The organism is Aeromonas sp. ASNIH2 (genome assembly GCF_002934795.1).
Lineage (GTDB): Bacteria > Pseudomonadota > Gammaproteobacteria > Enterobacterales > Aeromonadaceae > Aeromonas > Aeromonas caviae.
The window spans coordinates 1,415,386-1,437,907 of sequence record NZ_CP026406.1; the positions used below are offsets into that span (position 1 = coordinate 1,415,386).

A 22,522-nucleotide genomic window follows, 5' to 3' on the forward strand; every position below is an offset into this window, starting at 1 on the left:
CGGATCCACAGGAAAAGCGCAGCAGGCTGGAGGCTGAAATTCAGGGGCGGTAGCGTGTTTTTTGCCGGTTGGTGCAGAGCGCAGCGGCGCCCAACAAACGAGCATGGTCACGTGAACCAGAGTGGGATAAAGACGGATGGGGTCGAACGGTAACTAAAAATAGGTGATGCAACCAAAGTCAGACTGGACTTGCAGCCACGTTGTATTGTTCCTGATGAGGTTGATGTCCCTCTCGGTTTTGGCGTTGAAATTCTATTTTCTGCTGCACACATGATCGATATTGAACGACCACCTCAAGAGTATATTGATTGGCAATGAGACCAAAATCCAGAGGGAACCTGGTCGAGAAACGGATGCATAATCGATGTGCCAAGAGAAACTGTCATCGCTCGGTGTTTTCAGTCCCATTGACCTAAATGGTTATTTTTGTTGCCGCAGAGTTTAGCGGTTGTATGTTATCCGGGAATTCAGATAATAAGTGCGACACTCATGGATGAATGGCGAGAGGTGGCCAACTGCTGATTGGTGGTACCCTTATGCTCGCCAAAGTAAAAGCAGTATCACCATGAGCTATCAGCAGTTGACCGAGGGGCAACGATACCAGTTATCGGTGCTTCGCGCACAGGGGATGTCCATCCTTGCCACCGCACGCGCCATTGGCGTTCATCGCTCCACCCTCTACCGGGAGCTGCGTCGTAACGCCGGGCCGCAGGGCTACCAGCCAGACAATGCGCATCAGCACGCCACCCACCGACGGGCCAGTGCGGCCAAATCTCGGCTATCTGCCGATGTCATCCAGTTTGTCGAGCTGACACTCGCCTGGTGGTGGAGCCCGGAGCAGATAAGCGCGGTGGGCAAGCAGATAGGCCTCATGGTGAGTCACGAGTGGATATACCGCCATGTGGCCGCCGACAAAGCCCGGGGTGGCCAGTTGTACCGCCATCTGCGCCAGGGCCACAAGCGCTACCGCAAGGGGGCGAGCAGCCTGCGTTCTCCCATCAAGGAAGCCCGCTCTATTGATGAACGGCCGGCTATCGTCGATAGCCGGGAGCGGCTCGGTGATTGGGAGGCGGACACGGTGCTGGGCAAGCAAGGCACAGGTGCACTGGTCACCCTGGTGGAGCGCAAGAGCCGGCTCTATCTGGTCAAGCGGGTCGCGAGCAAACAGGCTGGGGTGGTGCGGGATGCGATAATCGAGATGTTAACGCCCTACATCGAGCAGGTGCATACCATCACCTTTGACAACGGCGGCGAGTTTGCCGAACACAAGGCGATAGAGGAAGCGCTGGGTGCCGAGACTTACTTTGCGCACCCTTACTCTTCGTGGGAGCGCGGTCTGAACGAGAACAGCAATGGGCTGTTGAGGCAGTTTATCCCAAAGGGAACAGACCTGAGAGAGGTCACGGACGAGGATGTCAGGAGAGCGGAGCAGTGGCTCAACCTACGACCTCGGAAATGTCTCGGATTCAGGCAGCCTGTCAAGGTATTCGAAGAGTACTGTCAGGCGGCATAGGCGAGTGTCGCACTTCGAAGTTGAATTCGCGATCAGCCCCTTGGTGGGCATTACTATTCACAAGGACGTGTCATGAAAAAATCCTCTATTGGTGCTGTGTTTTTACTTAGTTCAAGTGCGCTAGCCAACCCATATAAAAGTGAATTTGTTGATGTGGCATTTCAAATACAAGAAGGAAAAAATACATTTCAACTGGTCTGTCAACCCAAGCTCACCATGGGGGAGCTGCCCAAAAACTGGGTTGATACGTGCAATCAGATTGGCAAGAAGTTTTTGGAGTTGGCTGTCGAAAGCGGAATGAAGGTCGACCCCATTGACAACGCGTTTGGTTTGGCTGGTGAACTTGCTCAAAAAATGTCGAGTGACTTGCCAGAGAATGTTGTCCCCACACAAATTATTAGCCGTGAATTTGGTGGTTAATCGCTGATAACAAGGTGCGAGAACCAATAAAAGCCGGGCTGGGGCGGTTTTCACTACGCCTCCTCAGCCCTTCTATCCATTCAAGAGGAATGAAGGTTTCAGCACCGATTAACGAACTGCCTCTATCATGACTATCAGGAAACAAGATGCAAGTCCGCGCAATATCTTTACTCTTGCTCATGTTGACCTGCTCGGTAAGGGAAAGTGCGAACAAGTATCCCACGAACAAAAAATGAAAATTTTAGTCATTTAATATCAATGGGTTACCAGTAAATGCTCTCGTGCCATATGACTTATTCGCACCTTCCCTAGTTTCAGGCGTGTATGTTGTAAAAAATAAACTTAAGGCCTGAGTATATTCCTGAAAGGGTTTAACAATTTCATTAATATCGACACCACTAAACACCTCAGAAAAATCAACGTCATCGGAAATGTCATTCTTGCCTGCAGTCACCACCCCACCCCTCTGTTTTTGGCTCACTCGCAACAATCCCTAGCCTACCACTTTTGTGATGATCGATGCATATCATGGGTGAAATTGGAACACCCACCGTTCTGAGCGCCACATAGCGGCCAACCGATTGGCGAACTATCCCCATTGTCACAGACGGGCACTGTATTGGTCCCCTCTGATTCGCCGAGACGAGGCCACTGCACTAGGTCGCGAGACAAGGATGTCGAGCGAGTGACGGCGGGTCATGGAAGCCCGTCGGCGCGTGCCGTCGGTGCTGTGGTAGAGGTGAGGGTACTCGACGAAGGAGAGCGAATCGGCGAGGGTAACCTTTCTTTTGGTGACTTTTCTTTGGCCACGCAAAGAAAAGTCACTCGCCATAGCCCGTAGGGCGGGCGAAATCCCTTCGAGGACAAGGTCCTCGCATCCCATACGGCGCAGCCGCATCAACCCCCCCTCCCGCCTATCCACTCTGAGGGAAATAGAAAAAGGGGCCAAGGCCCCCTCTTCTATCAATGCTCGGTGAAGCACATCGACATCAGTCGATATGCCCCCTTTGGCGCAGCGCAGTCAGCAGCTCATCCACCAGCGCTTCCACCGGCTTGCCGGCGTTGAGCAGATGGATTTCCGGCTGTTCCGGCGCCTCGTAGGCGGAGTCGATACCGGTAAAATTGCGAATTTCCCCTGCCCGCGCCTTCTTGTAGAGCCCCTTGGGGTCGCGCTCTTCACACACGCTAAGGGGCGCATCGACAAACACCTCGACAAATTCCCCTTCACCCACGAGATTACGCACCAAGTCCCGCTCGGCACGAAACGGCGAGATAAAGGCGGTGAGGACGATCAGGCCCGCATCCACCATGAGTTTTGCCACCTCGCCGACCCGGCGGATATTCTCCTGGCGGGCGGCGTCATCGAAGCCCAGATCGCCGCACAGGCCGTGGCGCACATTGTCCCCATCCAGCAGATAGGTGTGCTTGCCCGAGGCGGCCAGCGCCTGCTCCAGTGCCCCCGCCAGGGTGGACTTGCCCGCCCCGGAGAGCCCGGTGAACCAGATCACCAGGGGCTTTTGTCCCTTCTGTTCGGCCCGGCTCTGTTTGTCGACGGCATGGGCATGCCACACGATATTGCTCATCCAACACTCCTTGATTGGCGCTCACGCCTCAAAACTTAAACTGTCCGGCACCACAGGGAGCCACCTCGGACTATCAGCCGACAACGTGCTGATGTCATGGCATTGCTCATCCAACACTCCTTGATCGGCGCTCACGCCGCAATACTGAAAACTGTCCGCTACCGCGGGGAGCCGCCTCGCACCATGAGGCGGCAAGGTGCTGATGCCCTGCTATTGCGCATGCAACCCCCCTGATTGGCGCTCACGCCTGGATGCCAGTGCCCTGGCACTCCCCTGCATCATAAGCAGCCTTGATAAAAGCCGCTTTAACATAAGCAGCCCTTAACACATTCCCCGGTATCAGACCTTAAAACGGAAACAGCAGGGGCACCATGACGATCACCCCGATGCTGTAGGCCAGGGAGACCGGCAGGGCCAGCTTGAGATAATCCGGCATCTTGTAGTTGCCCGCCGCATAGACCATCAGGTTGGTCTGGTAGCCGTAGGGCAGGATAAAGCTGGAACTCGCCCCGAACAGCACCGCCAGAATGAACGGCATGGTGGAGACGTCCATGCTGAGCGCCAGCTGGAATCCCATGGGGAAGGCCAGCGCCGCCGCCGCGTTGTTGCTCATCAACTCCGTCAGCACCAGGGTAAACAGATAGATCCCCACGAAGGCGATAAAGGGACTGGCCCCGTTGAACTCCCCCATCAGCCAGTCGGCGATGAGCTTGGCCAGGCCGCTCTTCTCCAGCTGATCGGCGATGGCGAGCGCCCCGCCCACCACCAGCCAGATATCCAGGGGAAAGCGGCGGCGGATCTCGTCCAGGCTCAGGATGCGTGAAAACAGCAGCACCACCAGCATCACCAGCAGCCCCTTGAAGAGCGGCACCAGATCGAGCACCGACAGGGTCAGCACCCCGAGGAACCCCGCCACCACGGCGGCGCTGCGCATGGCATCGAGCCGGGTGGAGGCCTCCAGCCCGCTCACCACCACGAACTCCCGGGAGAGGGACTTGTTGCCCGCAAACTTGGGGCCGGGTGCCAGCAGCAAGGTATCCCCTGCGTGCAGTTCAATCTGGCCGAGGCCGCCGGTGAGCTGGGTCTCGCCCCGGCGCACCGCCAGCACCACCGCATCGAAGTGGGTACGAAACTCCGCATCCTTGATGGTCTGCCCCACCAGGCGCGAGCTGTGGCTGACGATCACCTCCACCAGGTGCTGGCCGTTGAGGCGGTGCTGGCCGTAGAGATCCAGCCCTTTGAGCTCCTGCAACACGCCGACGCTCTCCACGTCGCCACAGAACAGCAGCATGTCCCCCTCGTGCAGCTCGTGTTCCGGCTGCACCGGGCAGATCACCTGGTTGCCCCGGATGATCTCGGCCAGATAGAGGCTTTTGAGGCTGCGCAGGCCGTTCTCCTTGACGCTGCGCCCGGCCATGGGCGAGCCGGGGCCCACCTTGGCCTCGAGAAAATAGCCGGATTCCCGGCTCATCTCGGTGTCCTGCTCCGGCAGGTGGCGGGCAAACAGCAGCACGGCGATGAGGCCGGTCAGCAGGGTCCCCGCCCCCACCATGAAGAAGTCGAACATGCCGAGCGGCTTGGCCCCCATCTTGATGAGGAAGCTGTTGACGATGAGGTTGGTGGAGGTGCCGATCAGGGTCAGCACGCCGCCAAAGGTCGCCGCGAAGCACATGGGCAACAGCAGCCGGGAGGGCGCATGGTTGGGGTTGCGCTTGACCGCCCCCAGCATGGACGCCACCACGGCGGTGTTGTTGACGAACGCCGACAGGAAGGCGGTGGAAAACCACACCTTCACCAGCACCTTGTTGAAGGAGCCGGTGCCCACCAGGTTGGCAAACCAGCTCATGACCCGGGTCTTCTCCACCGCGAGCGACACCAGCAGCAGCAACACCAGGGTCAGCAGGGCGCTGTTGGTGTAGCCCGCCACCACGGCGTTGATGTCCGCCAGGCCGCTTAGGTAGGTGATGAGCACGGCGCCCGAGAAGAGCAGCGCCGGCCGGAGTTTGCCCTGGATCAGCAGGGCGACGAGGGCAGCCAGCAGACCCAGCACCAGGGATTGTTGCCAGGTCATGGGCTTACTCCTTGCCGGAATCGTTGCTGATGGTCAGCGCCTGCCAGTGGGGGAAGTGCTTGCGCACCAGGGCGTTGAGCTCCACTTCGAACTCGCTGTATTGCCCTGCCATCACCTTGGCCGCCAGCCCTTCCACTATCATGCCGGCACCGACGGTGACGTTGGTCAGCCGGTCGATGAGGATGAAGCTGCCGGTGTCGCGGATCTCCTGGTAGGGGTCGAACGCCACCGGGTCGGTCAGGCTGAATTCGCACAGGCCGATCTCGTTGAGCTTGAGCTCGGAGGCGGGCAGCTCGTCCAGCTTGTTGATCTCGATGCGGTGGCGGATGGCCTCCACCTGGCCACGGCTCTTCTTGGTGGCCAGCTTGACGTCATAGACCCGGCCCGGTTGCAGAGACTCCTCTCCCATCCAGACGATGTGGGCCAGCACGTTCTGGGTCACCTGGGGCTTTTTCGCCGCATCTACCAGCAGGTCGCCCCGGCTGATGTCGATTTCGTCCGCGAAGGTGACCGTGATGGCCTGACCCGGCAGGGCGTACTCCAGATCCCCGTCGAAGGTGACGATGCGGGTCACCGTGCTCTCTTTGCCGGACGGCAGCACGGCAAGCTTGTCGCCCACCCGCAGGATGCCGGAGGCCAGGGTGCCCGCGAAGCCGCGAAAATCGAGGTTGGGGCGGTTCACGTACTGCACCGGCAGGCGCACCGGGTGACGCTCCAGCTCGCGCTCCACTTCGGCAGACTCCAGCAAGGAGAGCAGGGTCTCGCCCTGGTACCAGGCCAGCTTGTCGCTCGGGTTCACCACGTTGTCGCCGTCCAGGGCCGAGACCGGCACGATGTGGATGGTGTCGACGCTGAGCTTCTTGGCGAATTCGCGGTAATCGGCGCTGATGCGATCGAACACCTCCTGGCTGAACTCCACCAGGTCCATCTTGTTCACTGCCACCACGAACTGTTTTATCCCCAGCAAACTGGCGATAAAGCTGTGGCGGCGGGTCTGATCCAGCACCCCTTTGCGGGCGTCGATCAGGATGATGGCCAGATCGCAGGTGGAGGCGCCGGTGGCCATGTTGCGGGTGTACTGCTCATGGCCCGGGGTGTCCGAGATGATGAATTTGCGCTTGGCGGTGGAGAAATAGCGGTAGGCCACGTCGATGGTGATGCCCTGCTCGCGCTCCGCCTGCAGGCCGTCCACCAGCAGGGCCAGGTCCAGCTTCTCGCCGGTGGTGCCGAGCTTCTGGCTGTCGGACTCCAGTGCCTTCAGTTGATCTTCATAGATTTGCTGGGAGTCGTGCAGCAGGCGGCCGATGAGGGTGCTCTTGCCGTCGTCCACGCTGCCGCAGGTGAGAAAACGCAGCAGGCTCTTGTGCTGCTGGGCGTGCAGGTAGGCTTCAATGCCCTGTTCGCTGATGGCGGTCTGAATGTGGTTGTTCATGTTGCGATTCCTTAGAACATTTTTTAGAAATAGCCCTGACGCTTCTTCTGCTCCATGGAGCCGGCCTGATCGTGGTCGATGAGCCGCCCTTGCCGCTCGCTCGAGGTGGTGATCAGCATCTCTTCGATGATCTCCGGCAGGGTGGTGGCATTGGATTCGATGGCCCCGGTCAGCGGGTAGCAGCCGAGGGTACGGAAGCGCACCAGTTCCTGCTTCACTTCGTCTTCCGGGCCGATGGGCATGCGATCGTCATCCACCATGATCTTGATGCCGCCGCGATCCACCACGGGGCGCATGGCCGCGAAGTAGAGCGGGACTATGTCGATGTTCTCGAGATAGATGTATTGCCAGATGTCCAGCTCGGTCCAGTTGGAGAGCGGGAAGACACGGATGCTCTCCCCCTTGTTGACCTGGCTGTTGTAGACGCGCCACAGCTCCGGGCGCTGGTTCTTCGGATCCCAGCGGTGGGACTTGTCGCGGAAGGAGTAGACACGCTCCTTGGCACGGGATTTCTCCTCGTCGCGACGGGCACCACCGAAGGCGGCATCGAAGCCGTATTTGTTGAGCGCCTGCTTGAGCCCCTCGGTCTTCATGATGTCGGTGTGCTTGCTGCTGCCGTGCACGAAGGGGTTGATGTCCATGGCCAGACCGTCCGGGTTCTTGTGGACGATGAGATCCAGCCCGTACTTCTTGGCGGTCTCGTCCCGGAACTTGATCATCTCCTTGAACTTCCAGTTGGTGTCCACGTGGAGCAGGGGGAAGGGGATCTTGCCCGGGTAGAAGGCCTTGCGGGCCAGGTGCAGCATGACGGAGGAGTCCTTGCCGATGGAGTACATCATCACCGGGTTTTCAAATTCGGCGGCCACCTCGCGGATGATATGGATGCTCTCGGCTTCCAGTTGCTGCAGGTGAGTCAGTCGCTCGCGGGTGACACCTGCACGGATGCTCTGTGCATCGGATGGCTGCAGTTGGGTCAGTCTTTCACGGTCCATGTCTGGGTCCTCGGTTCATTGCTATCGCACCTGCTCGGGGCGCGGTGTTGGTTCAGTTCGGTGCCGCCTTGGCCGCACCGTCAAATCGATTCGGGTCTCGCCTCTCAGGTCAGGCTCACCAGCTTGAGCTCGTGGCCGCTTTCTGCCTCCTGCCCTTGCCCCTGTTCGCCAAACCAGGCGAGTTGCTGGCGCAGGGCCACCACTTCACCGATGACGATAAGCGACGGGCTCACCGCCTGCTGGGCCAGCTCGGCCAGATCCGCCAGGGTGCCGGTCAGCACCCGCTGACGGGCCGTGGTGCCCCGCTCGATGATGGCGATGGGGGTGGCGGCGCGTCGGCCATGGCTCACCAGTTGCTGCTGGATATGCTCGGAGCGCATCAGCCCCATGTAGATGACCAGGGTCTGGTTGGTGGCCGCAAGCTGCTGCCAGTCGGGCTCCTTGCCCTCCTTCTGGCAGTGGCCGGTGATGAAGACGGCGCTCTGGGCATGGTCGCGGTGGGTGAGCGGAATGCCCGCATAGGCGGTGGCACCGGCGGCGGCGGTGATGCCGGGCACCACGGAGAAGGGAATGCCCTCCTCGGCCAGCACTTCCAGCTCCTCGCCGCCACGGCCGAACATGAAGGGATCGCCCCCCTTGAGGCGCACCACCCGGTTGCCCGCTTTGGCGTATTCCACCAGCAGGCGGTTGGTCTCTTCCTGGGGCACGCTGTGGGCACCCGCCTTCTTGCCGACCGACACCAGGGTGGCATCGCGGCGCACCAGGTCCAGGATCTCGGGGGAGACCAGCTGGTCATAGAGCACCACTTCGGCCTGCTGGATCTGTTGCAGCGCCTTGAGGGTCAGCAGGCCAGGATCTCCCGGGCCCGCCCCCACCAGCACCACTTCCCCCACTTCGGTCTGGGCCTTGTCCAGCCCCTCATTGAGCCACTCCTCGGCCCCTTGCCAATCGGCTTTCTCAATCAGACCGGCCAGGGTGTTGGAGGCAAAGGCGCGCTCCCAGAAGCGGCGGCGATCGGAGAGGGAGGCCAGCACCTGCTTGGCCCGGCGGCGCACCCGGCCGGAGAGCTCCGCCAGACCGCCGAGGTGGCGGGGCAGCAGGCTCTCGAGCCGCTCGCGCAACAGACGCACCAGCACGGGGGCCTTGCCGCCGCTGGAGACGGCCACCACGATGGGGCTGCGATCGATGATGGAGGGGAAGATAAAGCTGGAGCGCTCGGGGTCATCCACCAGGTTGACGAACAGACCGCGCTCGGTGGCGCTCTGGTAGACCAGGGCATTGACCTCGAGATCGTCGGTCGCGGCCACCACCAGGATCTGCCCTGCCAGGTGGGCCGGGTCGAAACGCGCCGCCACATGGGTGAAGCGACCGGCAAATTCATGGAACTCGGGCTCGATCGCGGGAGAGACCAGGGTGATCCGGGCACCTGCCGCCAGCAGCAGGCGCGCCTTGCGCAGGGCAACCTCGCCCCCGCCCACCAGCAGTACCGGACGGCCTTCCAACCTGGCAAACATAGGTAAATAATCCATCAGGGCCCGCTCCTCGGCATCGCGACATCTGGGGCGACTATAGGCAGGAGCGCTTATCCCTCAAAATAATAAAAAATGCTCTTTAATGCGTTTTGGTAATTAGTAAAGCCGTGTGGCGGCAATAGAGAAGCGAATCTGCTTGTGGTGGATGGCACCAGACCCTAGGCTAGTGAAAGTGTTTCATAAGGAGCTTAATCATGAATGAGTCATTGATTGTATTGGGGATCTTCATATTCCTGGTACTCGCCACCCTGAGTGCCGGCATCAAGATAGTGCCCCAGGGTTACAACTGGACCGTGGAGCGCTTCGGCCGCTACACCCGCACCCTCTCCCCGGGTCTCAACCTGCTGATCCCCTACATCGACCGCATCGGCCACAAGATCATCATGATGGAGCAGGTGCTGGACATCCCGGCCCAAGAGGTGATCTCCCGGGACAACGCCAACGTCACCATCGACGCCATCAGCTTCGTGCAGGTGGTGGATGCCCGCAAGGCGGGCTACGAGGTCAACGATCTCACCAGCGCCATCCGCAATCTCACCATGACCAATATGCGGACCGTGCTCGGCGCCATGGAGCTGGACGAGATGCTCTCCCAGCGCGACACCATCAACGAGAAGCTGCTGCGCACCATGGATGCGGCCACCGCCCCCTGGGGCATCAAGGTGACCCGGATCGAGATCAAGGATGTGCGACCGCCCCTCGCCCTGGTGGAAGCCATGAACGCCCAGATGAAGGCCGAGCGCCAGAAGCGGGCCGAGGTGCTGGAGGCCGAAGGGGTGCGCCAGTCCAAGATCTTGAAGGCCGAGGGGGAGAAGCAGTCCCAGATCCTGAAAGCCGAGGGTGAGCGTCAGGCCGCCTTCCTCGCCGCCGAAGCCCGGGAGCGGGCCGCCGAGGCGGAAGCCAAGGCGACCCACATGGTCTCCCAGGCCATCGCCGAGGGCGACATGCAGGCCATCAACTACTTCGTGGCCCAGAAATACACCGAGGCCCTGGCCCGCATCGGTGAAGGCCCCAACAGCAAGATCATCATGATGCCCCTGGAAGCGGGCAGCCTGATAGGCTCGGTGGCGGGCATGGCCGAGCTGTTCAACAAAGACGGCAAGGCGGGCAAATCATGACAGCCCTGTTCGAGGGGCTGACCCACTGGCACTGGCTGGGACTCGGCTTCGTGCTGCTGGCCATCGAGGTGATGGGGTCGGTGGGTTTTCTGCTCTGGACCGGCATCGCCGCCCTGGAGGTGGGGCTCTTGCTGCTGGTCTGGCCCTTCGGCTGGCAGGCGCAGTTGCTGCTCTTCGCCCTGCAATCCCTGCTCACCACCTGGGCCTGGTGGCGCTGGCAGCATCGCCGGGATCGCTCCGGGCTGGATGCCGCCGCTCCCATCAACGAGCGGATGCAAAGCTACATGGGTCGCGAGCTGACCCTGCTGGACGAGGTCAGCCAAGGGATGAGCCGGGTACATCTGGACGACACCGTCTGGACGGTGCGCTGCAACGCGCCGTTGCCGGCCGGCAGCCGAGTCAAGGTGGTGGGGGCCGACTCCCACATCCTGCTGGTGGAACCCCTCGGCTGACCGTGCAACGCCCCGTCATGGCTATAAAAAAACGGGCCCGGCGCGAGTGCGCCGGGCCCGTTTTTCAATGAGGTGCTGGCTTAGTTGGCCTTGGCATCGCTCACGGCAGCTTCAGCCTTGGTGGCAACGTCAGCGGCAGCCTTCTCGACAGTAGCGGAAGCTTCGGAAGCAGCCTTCTCGACGGTAGCAGACGCTTCGCTAGCGGCTTTCTCGACAGTGGCAGCAACGTCTGCGGCCGGGGTCGCAGCCGGAGCTGCAGCTTCTTCTTTCTGACCACAGGCGGTCAACATCAAACCCAGGATACCGGCTACCAGTACTTTGTTCATGTGCATACCCTCAAAAAAAGATGGAGAGATGGTGCAGGGACCATCACTGTACGCCCCGGCTCCTGTCGGCACACCGGCCGCTGGAGCCCGAAGGCGCGCGAAATATATCCCCATATGCGGCCGATGAAAACGCGTATCACAATGATATTTTCTCGTTGGCATGATAAAAAACACTGCTGCAACGACAAATATTAATATAAAACACCCATTCATCACCAGATTCGCACAACAAATCGCCAATTACCTGACGATTGCCAGTCAGCCATTGTCTTTCTGTCAGGCTCTCCGCGCTGCCGGATTACGCCGTCAGTCAGACAGCTTCTGACAAGGCAGGCGCCGCCCCTGCTGGTCGCTCTCCCGGGCCAGGTCCAGCAAGGCCATCACCGCCAGGGCCTCGTCGGCCGGCACCGGGTTCTCCCCTTCTCCCCGGATGGCGGCGCAGACACCGCGATAGTAGGCGCCGTAGTCCCCCGCCTCGCCAGCCACGGTCTGCTGCAGGAGCTGACCGTCCCGGATCTGGCTGAGCTGGCCGGGGGCGGGATCCACGCCCCAGTCCGCCGCCGGGGGCCGCTTGCCCTCCTTGAGCTGCTCCTCCTGCACGTCCATGCCGAACTTGATGAAGGAGCCCTGACTGCCGTGCACCACGAAGCGGGGCATCACGGCCGACACCAGACAACTGCCGTGCAGAATGACCCGCATCTCGCCGTAACCCAGCACCACATGGAAGTAGTCGTCCGCCAGGGCCCCGGGGCGCTGCTTGCCCAGATCCGCCTGCAACCAGTCCGGCTGGCCGAACAGCTGGAGCGACTGATCCAGGATATGGGGGCCGAGATCGAACCAGAGACCGGAGCCCGGGCCGCCCGCCTCGCGCCAGCGCTGGCGAACCTCGGGGCGATAACGGTCGAAGTGGGATTCGAACTGGGCGACTTGCCCCAGCGCCCCCTCCGCCAGCAGACGGCGCACCGTGAGGAAGTCCCCGTCCCAGCGCCGGTTGTGGAAGATGCTGAGCAGCCGTTGCTGCTTCTCCGCCAACTCGACCAGCGCCTTCGCTTCGGCCAGATCCAGGGCGAACGGCTTGTCGATCACCACGTGCTTGCCCGCCAGCAGGGCCTCGCGAGCGATGGGGGCGTGGGTGTCGTTGGGGGTGGCGATCACCACCAGATCGAGGCTGCCATCGGCCAGCACCTGCTCCAGGGTGCCGACCCGGGTGCCGGGCAACGCGGCCTGTACCTTGGCGGCATCCCGGCTCACCACCCAGCGCAGGGTCAGGCCCGGGGTCGTGGCCAGGAAGGGGGCGTGAAAGGTCTGTCCTGCGAAGCCGTATCCCACCAGGGCGGCGTTGATTGTGTGGCTCATCCGGTTTTCTCCACGGGTCTGTGATCATGCGAGGCAGGCGAGGTCACCTGAAAAAGAGAAGGGGGCTCAAGGCCCCCTGAGTGTGCTCATCAGAGCACAGGATTTATTGCAAACACAAGCGGCGACCCTGGCGGGTCATCAGCATCACCAGCGGGGGCAGCAGCAGCCACATGTGCAGGGCCAGCTGGCTCAGGGGATCCGGCATCAGCCAACCGGTGATCCCCACCAGGGCGCCGGAGCCGCTCATCTGGAACAGGCCGAGCAGGGCGGCCGCAGTGCCGGCGCAGTGGCCGAAGGGGGCCAGCGCCATACCGGCGGCGGCGCCCAGGATCATCGCAAAGCCGATGCTGGAGAGGAACACCGGGCCCATCATGGCCAGCGGGTGCGAGATGTGCATGGCCAGGGTCAGGGTGATGGCGGAGAGCAGCAGCACCAGCAGGCCGATACGCAGGGTCCGTCTTGGCCCTACCCGGGCGATGAAGCGCGGGGCCAGGAAGCAGGCCAGGATGTTGAGGGCAGCATTGGCGGTGAACCAGTGGCTGAAGCCACTCATGTCCAGCCCCAGGGTCACCATCAGTTGTACCGGCGCCGCCGTCACGTAGGCGAGGATCACCGCCATCGCCAGCATGCACAGCGCCGCGTTGAACAGGAAGCTCGGGGAGCGCAGCACCGGACTGTAGCGGGACCAGCTGATGAGCGGGCCAGCACTGCTGGTCTCCTCAGGGCGGGTTTCCGGCATCCGCCACAGCAGCCAGCTGCCGACCACCACGGCGTAACCCGCCATAAACCAGAAGTTCGCCGACCAGCCCGCCTTGGCGGTGAGCCAGCCACCCAGCAGGGGCGCCAGTGCGGGGATGAAGCAGATGGCACCGTTCAGATAGGAGATCATCTGACCGCTCTTCTTGGGGCCATAGCTGTCACGGACCACCGAGAAGGCGGCCACAGAGGTGGCGCAGGCCCCGAAGCCTTGCAGCACCCGCGCCAGCATCAGCTCGCCCAGGCTGGCGGCAAAGCCGGCTGCCAGGGCGCTCAGGCCGTAGAGCAGCACGCCCCCCAGGGCGATGGGTTTGCGCCCGTAGCGATCGGCCAGCGGCCCCACCAGCAGTTGCCCCAGCCCCATGCTGAACAGGAACCAGGTGATGGTGCCCTGCATCAGGGTCACTTCGGCCCCCAGCTGCTCGGCCATCTGGGGGATGGCAGGCAGATAGATGTCGATGGCCAGCGGGCTGAACAACACCAGGAGTACAAGCAAAAGAATCAATGGCATCAGTCACCTCAAGCCCTAGGAATATCGATTGGGCCGCGAGTCTACTGACTCAGAGTAATGAATTGAAATGGTATTTAATCACTTCGGTTATTCCCCACTGGAAACATATATCTCCTCTACCTCTCAGGGGGTGGAACCCGGATCCCCCGTTGGCACCGGATCCCGGGCAATTGGCGCTTTTACTAAACCCCTCCCCCGCATAGAATGCGCAGATTATTTTTGCGGAGGTGTGTGATGAACAAGCTTGTCCTGGCAACAGGGAACCAGAAAAAGGTGAAGGAATTGGCCGCCATGCTGGCCGATATGAAGATCCAGGTGATCCCGCAGAGCGAGTTTGCAGTCTCCGATGCCGACGAGACCGGCACCACCTTCGTCGAGAATGCCATCATCAAGGCCCGCCACGCCGCCCGCGTCACCGGCCTGCCCGCCGTGGCCGACGACTCCGGTCTGGAAGTGGATCTGCTGCACGGCCGCCCCGGCGTCTACTCCGCCCGTTTTGCCGGTGCCGGTGCCAGCGACAAGGAGAACATCGACAAGCTGCTAGCCGAGCTCAAGGGCGCGCCGGATTACCTGAAAAGCGCCCGCTTCTGGTGCGTGCTGGTCTACATGCGCCACGCCGACGATCCCACCCCCATTATCTGCCAGGCCAGCTGGGAAGGGATGATCATCGACGAACCCCGCGGCCAGCACGGCTTTGGCTACGACCCCGTGTTCTTCGTCCCCGACCACGACTGCACCTCGGCCCAGATGCCGGCGGAACTCAAGAACCAGCTCAGCCACCGTGGCCAGGCCCTGGCCAAGCTCAAAGCGGCCCTGGCGGCGGTCAACTAAAGCGCTGTCTCCCGCCGCGTTGTCATCTACAATGGGGGCCGTCGGCCCCCGTTTCGTTCGCGGCGCCCCGCCCGTTGTCACCGGCAACCAGGGCCACCCGACCCCATTTGATTGTTGAATACTGGAAATCCCATGCTGCAACTGCCGCCCCTCTCCCTCTATATCCACGTGCCCTGGTGCGTCCAGAAGTGCCCCTACTGCGACTTCAATTCCCACGCCCAGAAGGGGGAGCTGCCCCACCTCGAGTACGTGGCAGCCCTGCTGGAGGATCTGGAGCAGGATCTGCACTGGGCCCAGGGGCGCCCCCTCTCCTCCATCTTTATCGGTGGCGGCACGCCGAGCCTGCTCTCCGTCGCCGCCATGCAGGCGCTGCTGGACGGGGTGCGCGCACGCGTCGCCCTCGCCCCGGACTGCGAGATCACCATGGAGGCCAACCCGGGCACGGTGGAGGCGGACAAGTTCGCCGGCTTCCAGCGGGCCGGCATCAACCGCATCTCCATCGGGGTACAGAGCTTCCAGCAGGAGAAATTGACCCGGCTCGGCCGCATCCACGGCCCCGAGGAGGCGCGCAAGGCCGCCGAACTGGCCCACGCCATCGCGCTTCCCACCTTCAACCTGGATCTGATGCACGGCCTGCCGGATCAGAGCCTGGACGATGCGCTCTACGACCTGCAGCAGGCCATCGACTGCGCGCCGCCGCACCTCTCCTGGTATCAGCTCACCATAGAGCCGAACACGGCATTCGCCTCCAAGCCCCCCACGTTGCCGGAAGATGACACCCTGTGGGACATCTACGAGCAGGGCCACGCCATGCTGATCGCCCAGGGCTATCAGCAGTACGAGATCTCGGCCTATGCCAAAGAGGGGTATCAGTGCCGCCATAACCTCAACTACTGGCGCTTTGGCGACTATCTGGGGATCGGCTGCGGCGCCCACGGCAAGGTGACGGATCTCGCGAGCCAGCAGATCCTGCGCACCGCCAAGGTGAAGCATCCGAAAGGTTATCTGGATCCGAGCCGCCCCTATCTGGACAGCCAATGGCAGGTGAGCGCGGACGATCTGCCGCTCGAGTACTTCATGAACCGGTTCAGACTGTTTGAACCCGCCCCCAAGGCGGAGTTCGAGGCCTTCACGGGGCTACCGCTGGAGCGGGTAGAGACCATGCTCGCCATCGCCCGGACCAAGGAGCTTATCGAGGATCTTGGCGACAGCTGGCAGCTCACGTCCCTGGGGCATCGCTACCTCAACGTGCTGCTCGAACTCTTTATGGACGAATGAGGTAACCGCCTTTAACCAGATGGAACACAAGCGGGGCGCCATGAGCGCCCCGCTTGTTTTGGTTCCAAGAACCTGTTCACGGTCTGTCGCGAGAGGCTGTCAGCAAGGTGAAGAGCAGCGCAGGAACCGGAGTGTGTAAGTACACATGAGGATTGCGAGCAGCACATGAGCCTTGATCACGGCCTCGCAGCAAGATCGTGGACTGGTTCCAAAGCAGGAACCCGCTCAGCAGCAGACGCGTACCATCTGCTGTTGGCCGGGCTCCCACCGCTTGCCGTGCTTGGCCTTGCGCTGATAGCTGCCCTTGCCCTTCTTGCTCGGCTCGACCCGGGCCTGGAACAGGGGGGAGGTCACCAGTGCCTTGAGGTGGTTGTCCTGAATGATGCCGCGCTGATGTTCGCAGGCGGGTTCGGCGGTGACACAGGTCACATTCTTCTTGGCCATATGGGCTCCTTGATGGGGTTGTCATGTTTGCCTGTCGTCCCTGTCTGGAAGGGCAGGTGGCGAAAAACGCGCCGATTGTGCACCTCTTGCCTCCCCCGTGCAAGCTGTCAGGCGGGGTGATAGATAACCCGCACCAGGCCGCTTGGCAGCACGGCGCTCGACACCGGTCTCAACCCTGCGGGGAGAGGCCCGGTAAAGAGCGGGATCCCGCCCCCCAGGGTGACCGGTACCCAGAACAGGGTCAGCTCGTCCACCAGGGCCCCCTGCAGACCCTGCCTCACCAGCTCCCCGCCATCCAGATAGAGGTGACGGCTTCCCCCCTGCCACAACTCGTCCAGCACCTGCGCCAGCGCCCCCTGCCGAAAGGAGACCCGAGGACGGGGGTCGGCGGGCCTGTGGGTCAGTACCACCAGCGGCTTGTCCCCGTAGGGCCACTCGGGAAAGGCGCTCACGATATCGTAGGTGTTGCGCCCCATCAGCAGGGTGTCCGCGCTCGCCATCAGGGCGCTGTAGCCGGTCTCCTCCGGCCCGTCGCCACCATAGGGGGCCAGCCATGCCAGATCGCCCCCCTCCCCGGCGATGAAACCGTCGAGGGAGAGGGCGAGAAAGGCGGAGACCCGGGGCCGACGCAGCTCAGTGCTCATGGTCGTGATGCTCGTGGCGGGAAGGGGCGCCGGACTCCAGGGTCTCGAGGATGGCGCAATGCTCCGCCGAGCGCGGGCCGCCGCAGCAGATGTCGGAGAGGGCCTTCAGGTTCTCGCGAAAACGGGTCAGCTCCAGGAGCTTCTGCTCCACCTGTTCGAGCTTGGTGTCGGCCACCGCCTTCACCTCCTGGCAGGTGACCTTGGCCTTGTTGGTGTCCAGGGCAAGCAGCTCGCCGATGTCCGCGAGGGAGAACCCCACCGACTTGGCGCGGATGATGAACTCCAGCCGCCGCCTGTCCTGCTCCCCGTAGAGGCGATAGCCGGATTCGTTGCGAATGCCCGGCGAGATGAGGCCGTTCTTCTCATAAAAGCGCAGGGTGTCGGCCTTCACCCCGCACGCCTTGGCCAGTTCACCGATCCGATACATGGTCCTCTCCCCCCGCATGACATTCCCGACATGGTACTCAATATAAACCGGCCTCCACTATCACCTCTTTGCCCGGCGATTGCCAGTCAAAGGCAGGAAAGCAGCAGCTAACCCCTCACTTGCCGGCCATTTATCCCCAAAACACTGAAAAGACAAACGTTTCACAAAAATTCACCAGAAAACGTTTAACGCCGCATCCCGCAAGGGTTTGTCTCTTTAAAAAATCCACCACAGGTCACATTTTTTGTGTAGAATACGCGCCCACAAGAGAGCGTCGCGTCAAGCGGGCATTTCCTAAAACGCTTTTGCCAACGGCCGCCCCGGGCGAGAGTGGTTTGCGAAATCCCCCACTTCCATTTATTTGGGGACTCTCTGTGTGTTGAGCCTCGCCTCCCATGGAACGGTCCCCGTTATGCTGAGGACGATAGTGTGATGGAACAAGCTCGACCCATTCGCCGTGCACTGCTGAGTGTGTCTGACAAGACTGGCATCCTGGAATTTGCCAAGGCACTCGACGCGCGTGGCGTGGCCCTGCTCTCCACCGGTGGTACCGCCAAGCTGCTGGCCGATGCGGGCCTGCCGGTGACCGAGGTGTCCGACTACACCGGATTCCCCGAGATGATGGACGGCCGGGTCAAGACCCTGCATCCCAAGGTACACGGCGGCATTCTCGGCCGTCGCGACCGGGATGACGCCATCATGGCCGAGCACGCTATCTCCCCCATCGACATGGTCGTCGTCAACCTCTATCCCTTCGCCGCCACCGTGGCCAAAGCCGGTTGCACCCTGGAAGACGCCGTCGAGAACATCGACATCGGCGGCCCGACCATGGTCCGCTCCGCAGCCAAGAACCACAAGGACGTCACCATCGTCGTCAAGGCCTCCGACTATGACCGCGTCATCGCCGAGATGGATGGCAACGGCAACAGCCTGACCCTCTCCACCCGCTTCGATCTGGCCATCGCCGCCTTCGAGCACACCGCCGCCTACGACGGCATGATCGCCAACTACTTCGGCACCCTGGTGCCCTCCTACGGCGAAAACAAGGAAGGCGACGAAGAGTCCCGCTTCCCCCGCACCTTCAACAGCCAGTTCATCAAGAAGCAGGACATGCGCTACGGCGAGAACAGCCACCAGGCTGCCGCCTTCTACGCCGAAGAGCAGGCCGCGCCGGGCTCGGTGGCAAGCGCCATCCAACTGCAGGGCAAGGCCCTCTCCTACAACAACATCGCCGACACCGACGCGGCGCTGGAGTGCGTGAAGGAGTTCAGCGAACCGGCCTGCGTCATCGTCAAGCATGCCAACCCCTGCGGCGTCGCCATCGGTGACGACCTGCTGGCAGCCTACGATCGCGCCTACCAGACCGACCCCACCTCGGCCTTTGGCGGCATCATCGCCTTCAACCGCGAACTGGACGGCGAGACCGCTGCGGCCATCGTCGCCCGCCAGTTCGTGGAAGTGATCATCGCCCCCAGCATCAGCCAGGCAGCCCGCGAGGCGGTCGCCGCCAAGCAGAACGTGCGCCTGCTGGAGTGCGGCCAGTGGACTGCCCCGGCGCAAGGCTTTGACTTCAAGCGCGTCAACGGCGGCCTGCTGGTGCAGGAGCGCGATCTGGGCATGGTGACGCTCGGGGATTTGACCGTGGTCAGCCAGCGTCAGCCCACCGAGGCCGAGCTGCAGGATCTGCTGTTCTGCTGGAAGGTCGCCAAGTTCGTCAAATCCAACGCCATCGTCTACGCCAAGAACGGCCAGACCATCGGCGTGGGCGCCGGCCAGATGAGCCGCGTCTACTCCGCCAAGATCGCCGGCATCAAGGCCGAGGATGAAGGGCTGACCGTGGCGGGCTCCGTCATGGCCTCCGACGCCTTCTTCCCGTTCCGCGACGGCATCGATGCCGCCGCTGCCGCGGGCATCTCCTGCGTCATCCAGCCAGGTGGCTCGATGCGCGACCAGGAGGTGATCGACGCCGCCAACGAACACGGCATGTGCATGGTGTTCACCAACATGCGTCATTTCCGTCACTGACAGCCCAGGGCCGCCGATGGCGGCCCTGCCTCTTTAGCACCGGATCCTTTCCACTGGCAGGTTGCCACCGCAGCGCCAGTGAACTCAGACAGAAGCGAGCGAGACGATGAAAGTACTGATCATTGGCAACGGCGGCCGTGAACACGCCCTGGCCTGGAAGGCCAAACACTCCCCCTTGGTGACCCAGGTCTTCGTGGCACCGGGCAATGCAGGCACCCAGCTTGAGCCTGGCATCGAGAACGTCGCCATCCAGGCCACCGACATCGAGGGCCTGCTGGCCTTCGCCAAGGCGAACCAGATCGGCCTCACCATCGTCGGACCGGAAGCCCCCCTGGTGAAAGGGGTGGTCGATGCCTTCCGCGCCGCCGATCAGACCATCTTCGGCCCGACCGCCGCCGCTGCCCAGCTGGAAGGCTCCAAGGCCTTCACCAAGGACTTCCTGGCCCGCCACGCCATCCCGACCGCCGATTACCAGAACTTCACCGAGGTGGAGCCGGCGCTGGCCTATCTGCGCGAGAAGGGCGCCCCCATCGTCATCAAGGCCGACGGTCTGGCCGCCGGCAAAGGGGTGATCGTCGCCATGACCCTCGACGAGGCGGAAGCGGCGGTACGTGACATGCTTTCCGGCAATGCCTTCGGCGATGCCGGCGCCCGGGTGGTGATCGAGGAGTTCCTGGACGGGGAAGAGGCGAGCTTCATCGTCATGGTGGACGGCGAGCACGTGCTGCCCATGGCCACCAGCCAGGATCACAAGCGCGCCTTCGACGGCGACACCGGCCCCAACACCGGCGGCATGGGGGCTTACTCCCCGGCCCCCGTGGTGACCGACGAAGTGCACCAGCGCGTGATGGAGCGGGTGATCATGCCGACCGTGCGCGGCATGGCGGCCGAGGGCAACGTCTACACCGGCTTCCTCTACGCCGGCCTGATGATCGATGCCGAGGGCAACCCCAAGGTGATCGAGTTCAACTGCCGCTTCGGCGACCCCGAAACCCAGCCCATCATGCTGCGGATGCAGTCCGATCTGGTGGATCTCTGCCTCGCCGCCTGCGCCGGCCAGCTGGATCAGAAGGAAGCCGTCTATGACCCCCGTGCCGCCATCGGCGTGGTGCTGGCGGCGGGTGGCTATCCCGGCGACTACACCAGCAACCACCCCATCAGCGGTCTGCCGGTGGACGAAGTGGCAGGGGAGAAGGTGTTCCATGCAGGCACCCGCCTGGAAGGACACACCAGCCTGACCCAGGGTGGCCGCGTGCTGTGCGCCACCGCCCTCGGCCACACGGTGCAGGAAGCCCAGCAGCGGGCCTATGCCCTGGCTGGTCGCATCCAGTGGGACGGCATCTTCTATCGCAAGGACATCGGCTGGCGTGCCATCGAGCGCGAGCAGGCCGAATAAGGGCCGGATCCCGATCACTCAAAGGGCCCGCGGGCCCTTTTTTTGTTGCACGGCGCCTGCGCTGACAGTGGAATCGTCCATAGATGATGTCTTTAAAAAACAAAAACACCTTAAAAACTCACCTGGCGTTAAAAAACCGATATGTGATAAAAAATGGCAGCATGATTCACTGCCTGCGCCCCCCTTTCCCGGACCAGATGCGCGGCCTTGTATCCCCTGCCGGAGGCGAGATCCGGTGGCCGTTCTCTTTCGGCTACATTCCCACAGCAATCCCCTGCACAATTCGTCACAATTGGTCGCACTTTCTTCATACAATGATCGTCCTTTCATGGCATCATGATGCGTGAAACCGCACTCAAATGAGTGCTATAACAACCTGCAATCTCGTCGTCTCATAAGGAAATCCCATGCTGAAAACTGTGCGTCCCCTGCTGCTGCCCCTGATGTTCGGCCTGATGGCCCTGCCTGCCATGGCCGGCGATCTGGAGCAGCCGATGAAGAAGATCGGCTTCAACTACAAGCAGGCCGTCAAGGCTGACGACGCGGCCACCATGGAGAAATACATCAAGGAGATGAAGGCCCAGCTGGACGTCGCCAAGGGCAAGAACATGCCCGCCGCCAAGAAGGAGAAGTTCCTGGAAGGCATGACCGAAGTGCAGAGCGAGCTGGATGCCAGCCTGGCAGCCCTCCAGGCCGGTGACGAAGCCAAGGCGCGCGAGCACCTGGCCAAGGTCAACGACCTGAAGAAGGAGTACCACAAATATGCCAAGCAGAAAGGCTGACCCCTTCCACTGGGATGCTCTGGTGCGCCTCACCCACTGGGGTGTGGCGGCCATCTGTATCGGCAACCTCTGGCTCAACGAGGCGGGCGAGGAGTGGCACGAGCGGATGGGATACGCCGTCATGGTGCTCATCGGCATACGCCTGCTGTGGGGGCTCACCTTCGCTCGCGGCCACGCCCGCCTGCGCGCCCTCATCCCGAGCCGGGAGGATTTTCGCCATCAGGCCGACGCCCTGCGCGAACGGACCCCGCCCACCCCTGGCCATCACGGCAGCGGCAAGCTGGCGGTCTGGGCACTCTGGCTGCTGGTACTCGCCACCGCAGGGACCGGCTGGTTCCAGAACACCGAGACCGGCTTCGATCTGGGGGCGGACGACTGGCACGAGTGGTGCACCTGGGCACTCCAGGGCATGATCGCCCTGCACCTGTGCGCCATCGCCTACACCTCCTGGCGCCAGCGCAGCAACCTGGTCACCCGCATGCTGCCAGGGCGTCGTGCCCGGGCCAGTGCCGGGCAGCAGGAACCCAACGTCTGAACGTTCACGGGGCCCTGCGGGGCCCCTGTTCATCCCCTTCGCTACCTGCTTGACGGGATCTCGCACCGATCTGCCCCCCTCTGCACCCTCCTGCTGCC

Annotated in this window: 22 protein-coding genes; 10 read left to right on the top strand and 12 right to left on the bottom strand. The window is 62.2% G+C overall.

The genetic code is table 11. The features are described 5' to 3' along the window. Positions 1 to 565 precede the first annotated feature (565 nt). Positions 566 to 1,513, top strand: a complete 948-nt coding sequence (locus C3F36_RS06450) for an IS30-like element ISAs2 family transposase (protein ID WP_104454191.1) — start codon at positions 566 to 568, stop codon at positions 1,511 to 1,513. Positions 1,514 to 1,585: 72 nt separating this feature from the next. After that, on the top strand, positions 1,586 to 1,933 hold the full coding sequence (locus C3F36_RS06455; RefSeq protein WP_104454733.1) for a hypothetical protein: 348 nt from the start codon (positions 1,586 to 1,588) through the stop codon (positions 1,931 to 1,933). A 241-nt stretch (positions 1,934 to 2,174) separates the two neighbouring features. Here C3F36_RS06455 and C3F36_RS06460 read toward each other — a convergent pair whose 3' ends face one another. From C3F36_RS06460 to cysG, 6 genes are all read right to left on the bottom strand, one after another. After that, positions 2,175 to 2,414, bottom strand: coding sequence for a hypothetical protein (locus C3F36_RS06460; protein ID WP_104454734.1), 240 nt, complete (start codon positions 2,412 to 2,414; stop codon positions 2,175 to 2,177). Between the two features lie 508 nt (positions 2,415 to 2,922). Then, a complete protein-coding gene (gene cysC, locus C3F36_RS06465) occupies positions 2,923 to 3,516 on the bottom strand; it encodes an adenylyl-sulfate kinase (protein ID WP_104454735.1) in 594 nt (197 codons plus the stop codon). A 346-nt stretch (positions 3,517 to 3,862) separates the two neighbouring features. Next, on the bottom strand, positions 3,863 to 5,587 hold the full coding sequence (locus C3F36_RS06470) for an SLC13 family permease (RefSeq protein WP_104454736.1): 1,725 nt from the start codon (positions 5,585 to 5,587) through the stop codon (positions 3,863 to 3,865). Positions 5,588 to 5,591: 4 nt separating this feature from the next. Further along, positions 5,592 to 7,019 (bottom strand): sulfate adenylyltransferase subunit CysN, encoded by a 1,428-nt coding sequence (gene cysN, locus C3F36_RS06475; protein WP_104454737.1) that lies wholly within the window; start codon positions 7,017 to 7,019, stop codon positions 5,592 to 5,594. Between the two features lie 23 nt (positions 7,020 to 7,042). Further along, a complete protein-coding gene (gene cysD, locus C3F36_RS06480) occupies positions 7,043 to 8,011 on the bottom strand; it encodes a sulfate adenylyltransferase subunit CysD (protein WP_104454738.1) in 969 nt (322 codons plus the stop codon). Between the two features lie 104 nt (positions 8,012 to 8,115). Then, positions 8,116 to 9,540: a siroheme synthase CysG gene (cysG, locus tag C3F36_RS06485; protein WP_104454739.1), complete on the bottom strand. Its 1,425-nt coding sequence runs from the start codon at positions 9,538 to 9,540 to the stop codon at positions 8,116 to 8,118. A gap of 197 nt (positions 9,541 to 9,737) precedes the next feature. On the opposite strand from cysG, the gene C3F36_RS06490 reads away from it, so the two are divergent. Together C3F36_RS06490 and C3F36_RS06495 are read left to right on the top strand one after the other, a co-directional pair. Beyond that, positions 9,738 to 10,661 (top strand): SPFH domain-containing protein, encoded by a 924-nt coding sequence (locus C3F36_RS06490; RefSeq protein WP_029314806.1) that lies wholly within the window; start codon positions 9,738 to 9,740, stop codon positions 10,659 to 10,661. Beyond that, positions 10,658 to 11,113, top strand: coding sequence for an NfeD family protein (locus C3F36_RS06495; RefSeq protein WP_010675601.1), 456 nt, complete (start codon positions 10,658 to 10,660; stop codon positions 11,111 to 11,113). The genes C3F36_RS06490 and C3F36_RS06495 overlap by 4 nt, the downstream gene beginning before the upstream one ends. An 80-nt stretch (positions 11,114 to 11,193) precedes the next feature. Here C3F36_RS06495 and C3F36_RS06500 read toward each other — a convergent pair whose 3' ends face one another. The 3 genes from C3F36_RS06500 to C3F36_RS06510 form a co-directional block, all read right to left on the bottom strand. Next, a complete protein-coding gene (locus C3F36_RS06500) occupies positions 11,194 to 11,439 on the bottom strand; it encodes a hypothetical protein (protein WP_010675602.1) in 246 nt (81 codons plus the stop codon). A 306-nt stretch (positions 11,440 to 11,745) separates the two neighbouring features. Further along, positions 11,746 to 12,795, bottom strand: coding sequence for an oxidoreductase (locus tag C3F36_RS06505; RefSeq protein WP_104454740.1), 1,050 nt, complete (start codon positions 12,793 to 12,795; stop codon positions 11,746 to 11,748). Between the two features lie 103 nt (positions 12,796 to 12,898). Then, a complete protein-coding gene (locus C3F36_RS06510) occupies positions 12,899 to 14,062 on the bottom strand; it encodes a multidrug effflux MFS transporter (protein ID WP_199769675.1) in 1,164 nt (387 codons plus the stop codon). Between the two features lie 234 nt (positions 14,063 to 14,296). Here C3F36_RS06510 and rdgB point away from each other — a divergent pair, with 234 nt between their 5' ends. After that, on the top strand, positions 14,297 to 14,893 hold the full coding sequence (rdgB, locus tag C3F36_RS06515) for an RdgB/HAM1 family non-canonical purine NTP pyrophosphatase (protein ID WP_010675605.1): 597 nt from the start codon (positions 14,297 to 14,299) through the stop codon (positions 14,891 to 14,893). A gap of 132 nt (positions 14,894 to 15,025) precedes the next feature. Continuing rightward, positions 15,026 to 16,171, top strand: a complete 1,146-nt coding sequence (hemW, locus tag C3F36_RS06520) for a radical SAM family heme chaperone HemW (RefSeq protein ID WP_104454741.1) — start codon at positions 15,026 to 15,028, stop codon at positions 16,169 to 16,171. 225 nt (positions 16,172 to 16,396) lie between these two features. Here hemW and C3F36_RS06525 read toward each other — a convergent pair whose 3' ends face one another. From C3F36_RS06525 to zntR, 3 genes are all read right to left on the bottom strand, one after another. Then, positions 16,397 to 16,615 carry an alternative ribosome-rescue factor A gene (locus C3F36_RS06525; protein ID WP_104454742.1) on the bottom strand — a complete coding sequence of 73 codons (219 nt, stop codon included), beginning with the start codon at positions 16,613 to 16,615 and terminating at the stop codon, positions 16,397 to 16,399. Between the two features lie 107 nt (positions 16,616 to 16,722). After that, positions 16,723 to 17,259 (bottom strand): dihydrofolate reductase family protein, encoded by a 537-nt coding sequence (locus tag C3F36_RS06530; protein WP_010675608.1) that lies wholly within the window; start codon positions 17,257 to 17,259, stop codon positions 16,723 to 16,725. Continuing rightward, positions 17,249 to 17,686, bottom strand: a complete 438-nt coding sequence (zntR, locus tag C3F36_RS06535) for a Zn(2+)-responsive transcriptional regulator (RefSeq protein WP_041211075.1) — start codon at positions 17,684 to 17,686, stop codon at positions 17,249 to 17,251. Before zntR ends, C3F36_RS06530 begins: the two co-directional genes overlap by 11 nt. Before the next feature lie 432 nt (positions 17,687 to 18,118). Here zntR and purH point away from each other — a divergent pair, with 432 nt between their 5' ends. The 4 genes from purH (at position 18,119) to C3F36_RS06555 (ending at position 22,424) form a co-directional block, all read left to right on the top strand. Beyond that, positions 18,119 to 19,711 carry a bifunctional phosphoribosylaminoimidazolecarboxamide formyltransferase/IMP cyclohydrolase gene (purH, locus tag C3F36_RS06540; protein WP_010675610.1) on the top strand — a complete coding sequence of 531 codons (1,593 nt, stop codon included), beginning with the start codon at positions 18,119 to 18,121 and terminating at the stop codon, positions 19,709 to 19,711. Between the two features lie 106 nt (positions 19,712 to 19,817). Beyond that, positions 19,818 to 21,107: a phosphoribosylamine--glycine ligase gene (gene purD / locus C3F36_RS06545; RefSeq protein ID WP_041211074.1), complete on the top strand. Its 1,290-nt coding sequence runs from the start codon at positions 19,818 to 19,820 to the stop codon at positions 21,105 to 21,107. 407 nt (positions 21,108 to 21,514) lie between these two features. Continuing rightward, positions 21,515 to 21,889, top strand: coding sequence for a cytochrome b562 (locus C3F36_RS06550; RefSeq protein WP_104454743.1), 375 nt, complete (start codon positions 21,515 to 21,517; stop codon positions 21,887 to 21,889). Then, a complete protein-coding gene (locus tag C3F36_RS06555) occupies positions 21,870 to 22,424 on the top strand; it encodes a cytochrome b/b6 domain-containing protein (protein ID WP_103243703.1) in 555 nt (184 codons plus the stop codon). The genes C3F36_RS06550 and C3F36_RS06555 overlap by 20 nt, the downstream gene beginning before the upstream one ends. The last annotated feature ends 98 nt before the right edge of the window (positions 22,425 to 22,522 follow it).

Coding starts and splice junctions, on each gene's coding strand:
- C3F36_RS06450 (WP_104454191.1), top strand. CDS start 566: ATGAGCTATCAGCAGTTGACCGAGGGGCAACGATACCAGTTATCGGTG.
- C3F36_RS06455 (WP_104454733.1), top strand. CDS start 1,586: ATGAAAAAATCCTCTATTGGTGCTGTGTTTTTACTTAGTTCAAGTGCG.
- cysC (WP_104454735.1), bottom strand. CDS start 3,516: ATGAGCAATATCGTGTGGCATGCCCATGCCGTCGACAAACAGAGCCGG.
- C3F36_RS06470 (WP_104454736.1), bottom strand. CDS start 5,587: ATGACCTGGCAACAATCCCTGGTGCTGGGTCTGCTGGCTGCCCTCGTC.
- cysN (WP_104454737.1), bottom strand. CDS start 7,019: ATGAACAACCACATTCAGACCGCCATCAGCGAACAGGGCATTGAAGCC.
- cysD (WP_104454738.1), bottom strand. CDS start 8,011: ATGGACCGTGAAAGACTGACCCAACTGCAGCCATCCGATGCACAGAGC.
- cysG (WP_104454739.1), bottom strand. CDS start 9,540: ATGGATTATTTACCTATGTTTGCCAGGTTGGAAGGCCGTCCGGTACTG.
- C3F36_RS06490 (WP_029314806.1), top strand. CDS start 9,738: ATGAATGAGTCATTGATTGTATTGGGGATCTTCATATTCCTGGTACTC.
- C3F36_RS06495 (WP_010675601.1), top strand. CDS start 10,658: ATGACAGCCCTGTTCGAGGGGCTGACCCACTGGCACTGGCTGGGACTC.
- C3F36_RS06500 (WP_010675602.1), bottom strand. CDS start 11,439: ATGAACAAAGTACTGGTAGCCGGTATCCTGGGTTTGATGTTGACCGCC.
- C3F36_RS06505 (WP_104454740.1), bottom strand. CDS start 12,795: ATGAGCCACACAATCAACGCCGCCCTGGTGGGATACGGCTTCGCAGGA.
- C3F36_RS06510 (WP_199769675.1), bottom strand. CDS start 14,062: ATGCCATTGATTCTTTTGCTTGTACTCCTGGTGTTGTTCAGCCCGCTG.
- rdgB (WP_010675605.1), top strand. CDS start 14,297: ATGAACAAGCTTGTCCTGGCAACAGGGAACCAGAAAAAGGTGAAGGAA.
- hemW (WP_104454741.1), top strand. CDS start 15,026: ATGCTGCAACTGCCGCCCCTCTCCCTCTATATCCACGTGCCCTGGTGC.
- C3F36_RS06525 (WP_104454742.1), bottom strand. CDS start 16,615: ATGGCCAAGAAGAATGTGACCTGTGTCACCGCCGAACCCGCCTGCGAA.
- C3F36_RS06530 (WP_010675608.1), bottom strand. CDS start 17,259: ATGAGCACTGAGCTGCGTCGGCCCCGGGTCTCCGCCTTTCTCGCCCTC.
- zntR (WP_041211075.1), bottom strand. CDS start 17,686: ATGTATCGGATCGGTGAACTGGCCAAGGCGTGCGGGGTGAAGGCCGAC.
- purH (WP_010675610.1), top strand. CDS start 18,119: ATGGAACAAGCTCGACCCATTCGCCGTGCACTGCTGAGTGTGTCTGAC.
- purD (WP_041211074.1), top strand. CDS start 19,818: ATGAAAGTACTGATCATTGGCAACGGCGGCCGTGAACACGCCCTGGCC.
- C3F36_RS06550 (WP_104454743.1), top strand. CDS start 21,515: ATGCTGAAAACTGTGCGTCCCCTGCTGCTGCCCCTGATGTTCGGCCTG.
- C3F36_RS06555 (WP_103243703.1), top strand. CDS start 21,870: ATGCCAAGCAGAAAGGCTGACCCCTTCCACTGGGATGCTCTGGTGCGC.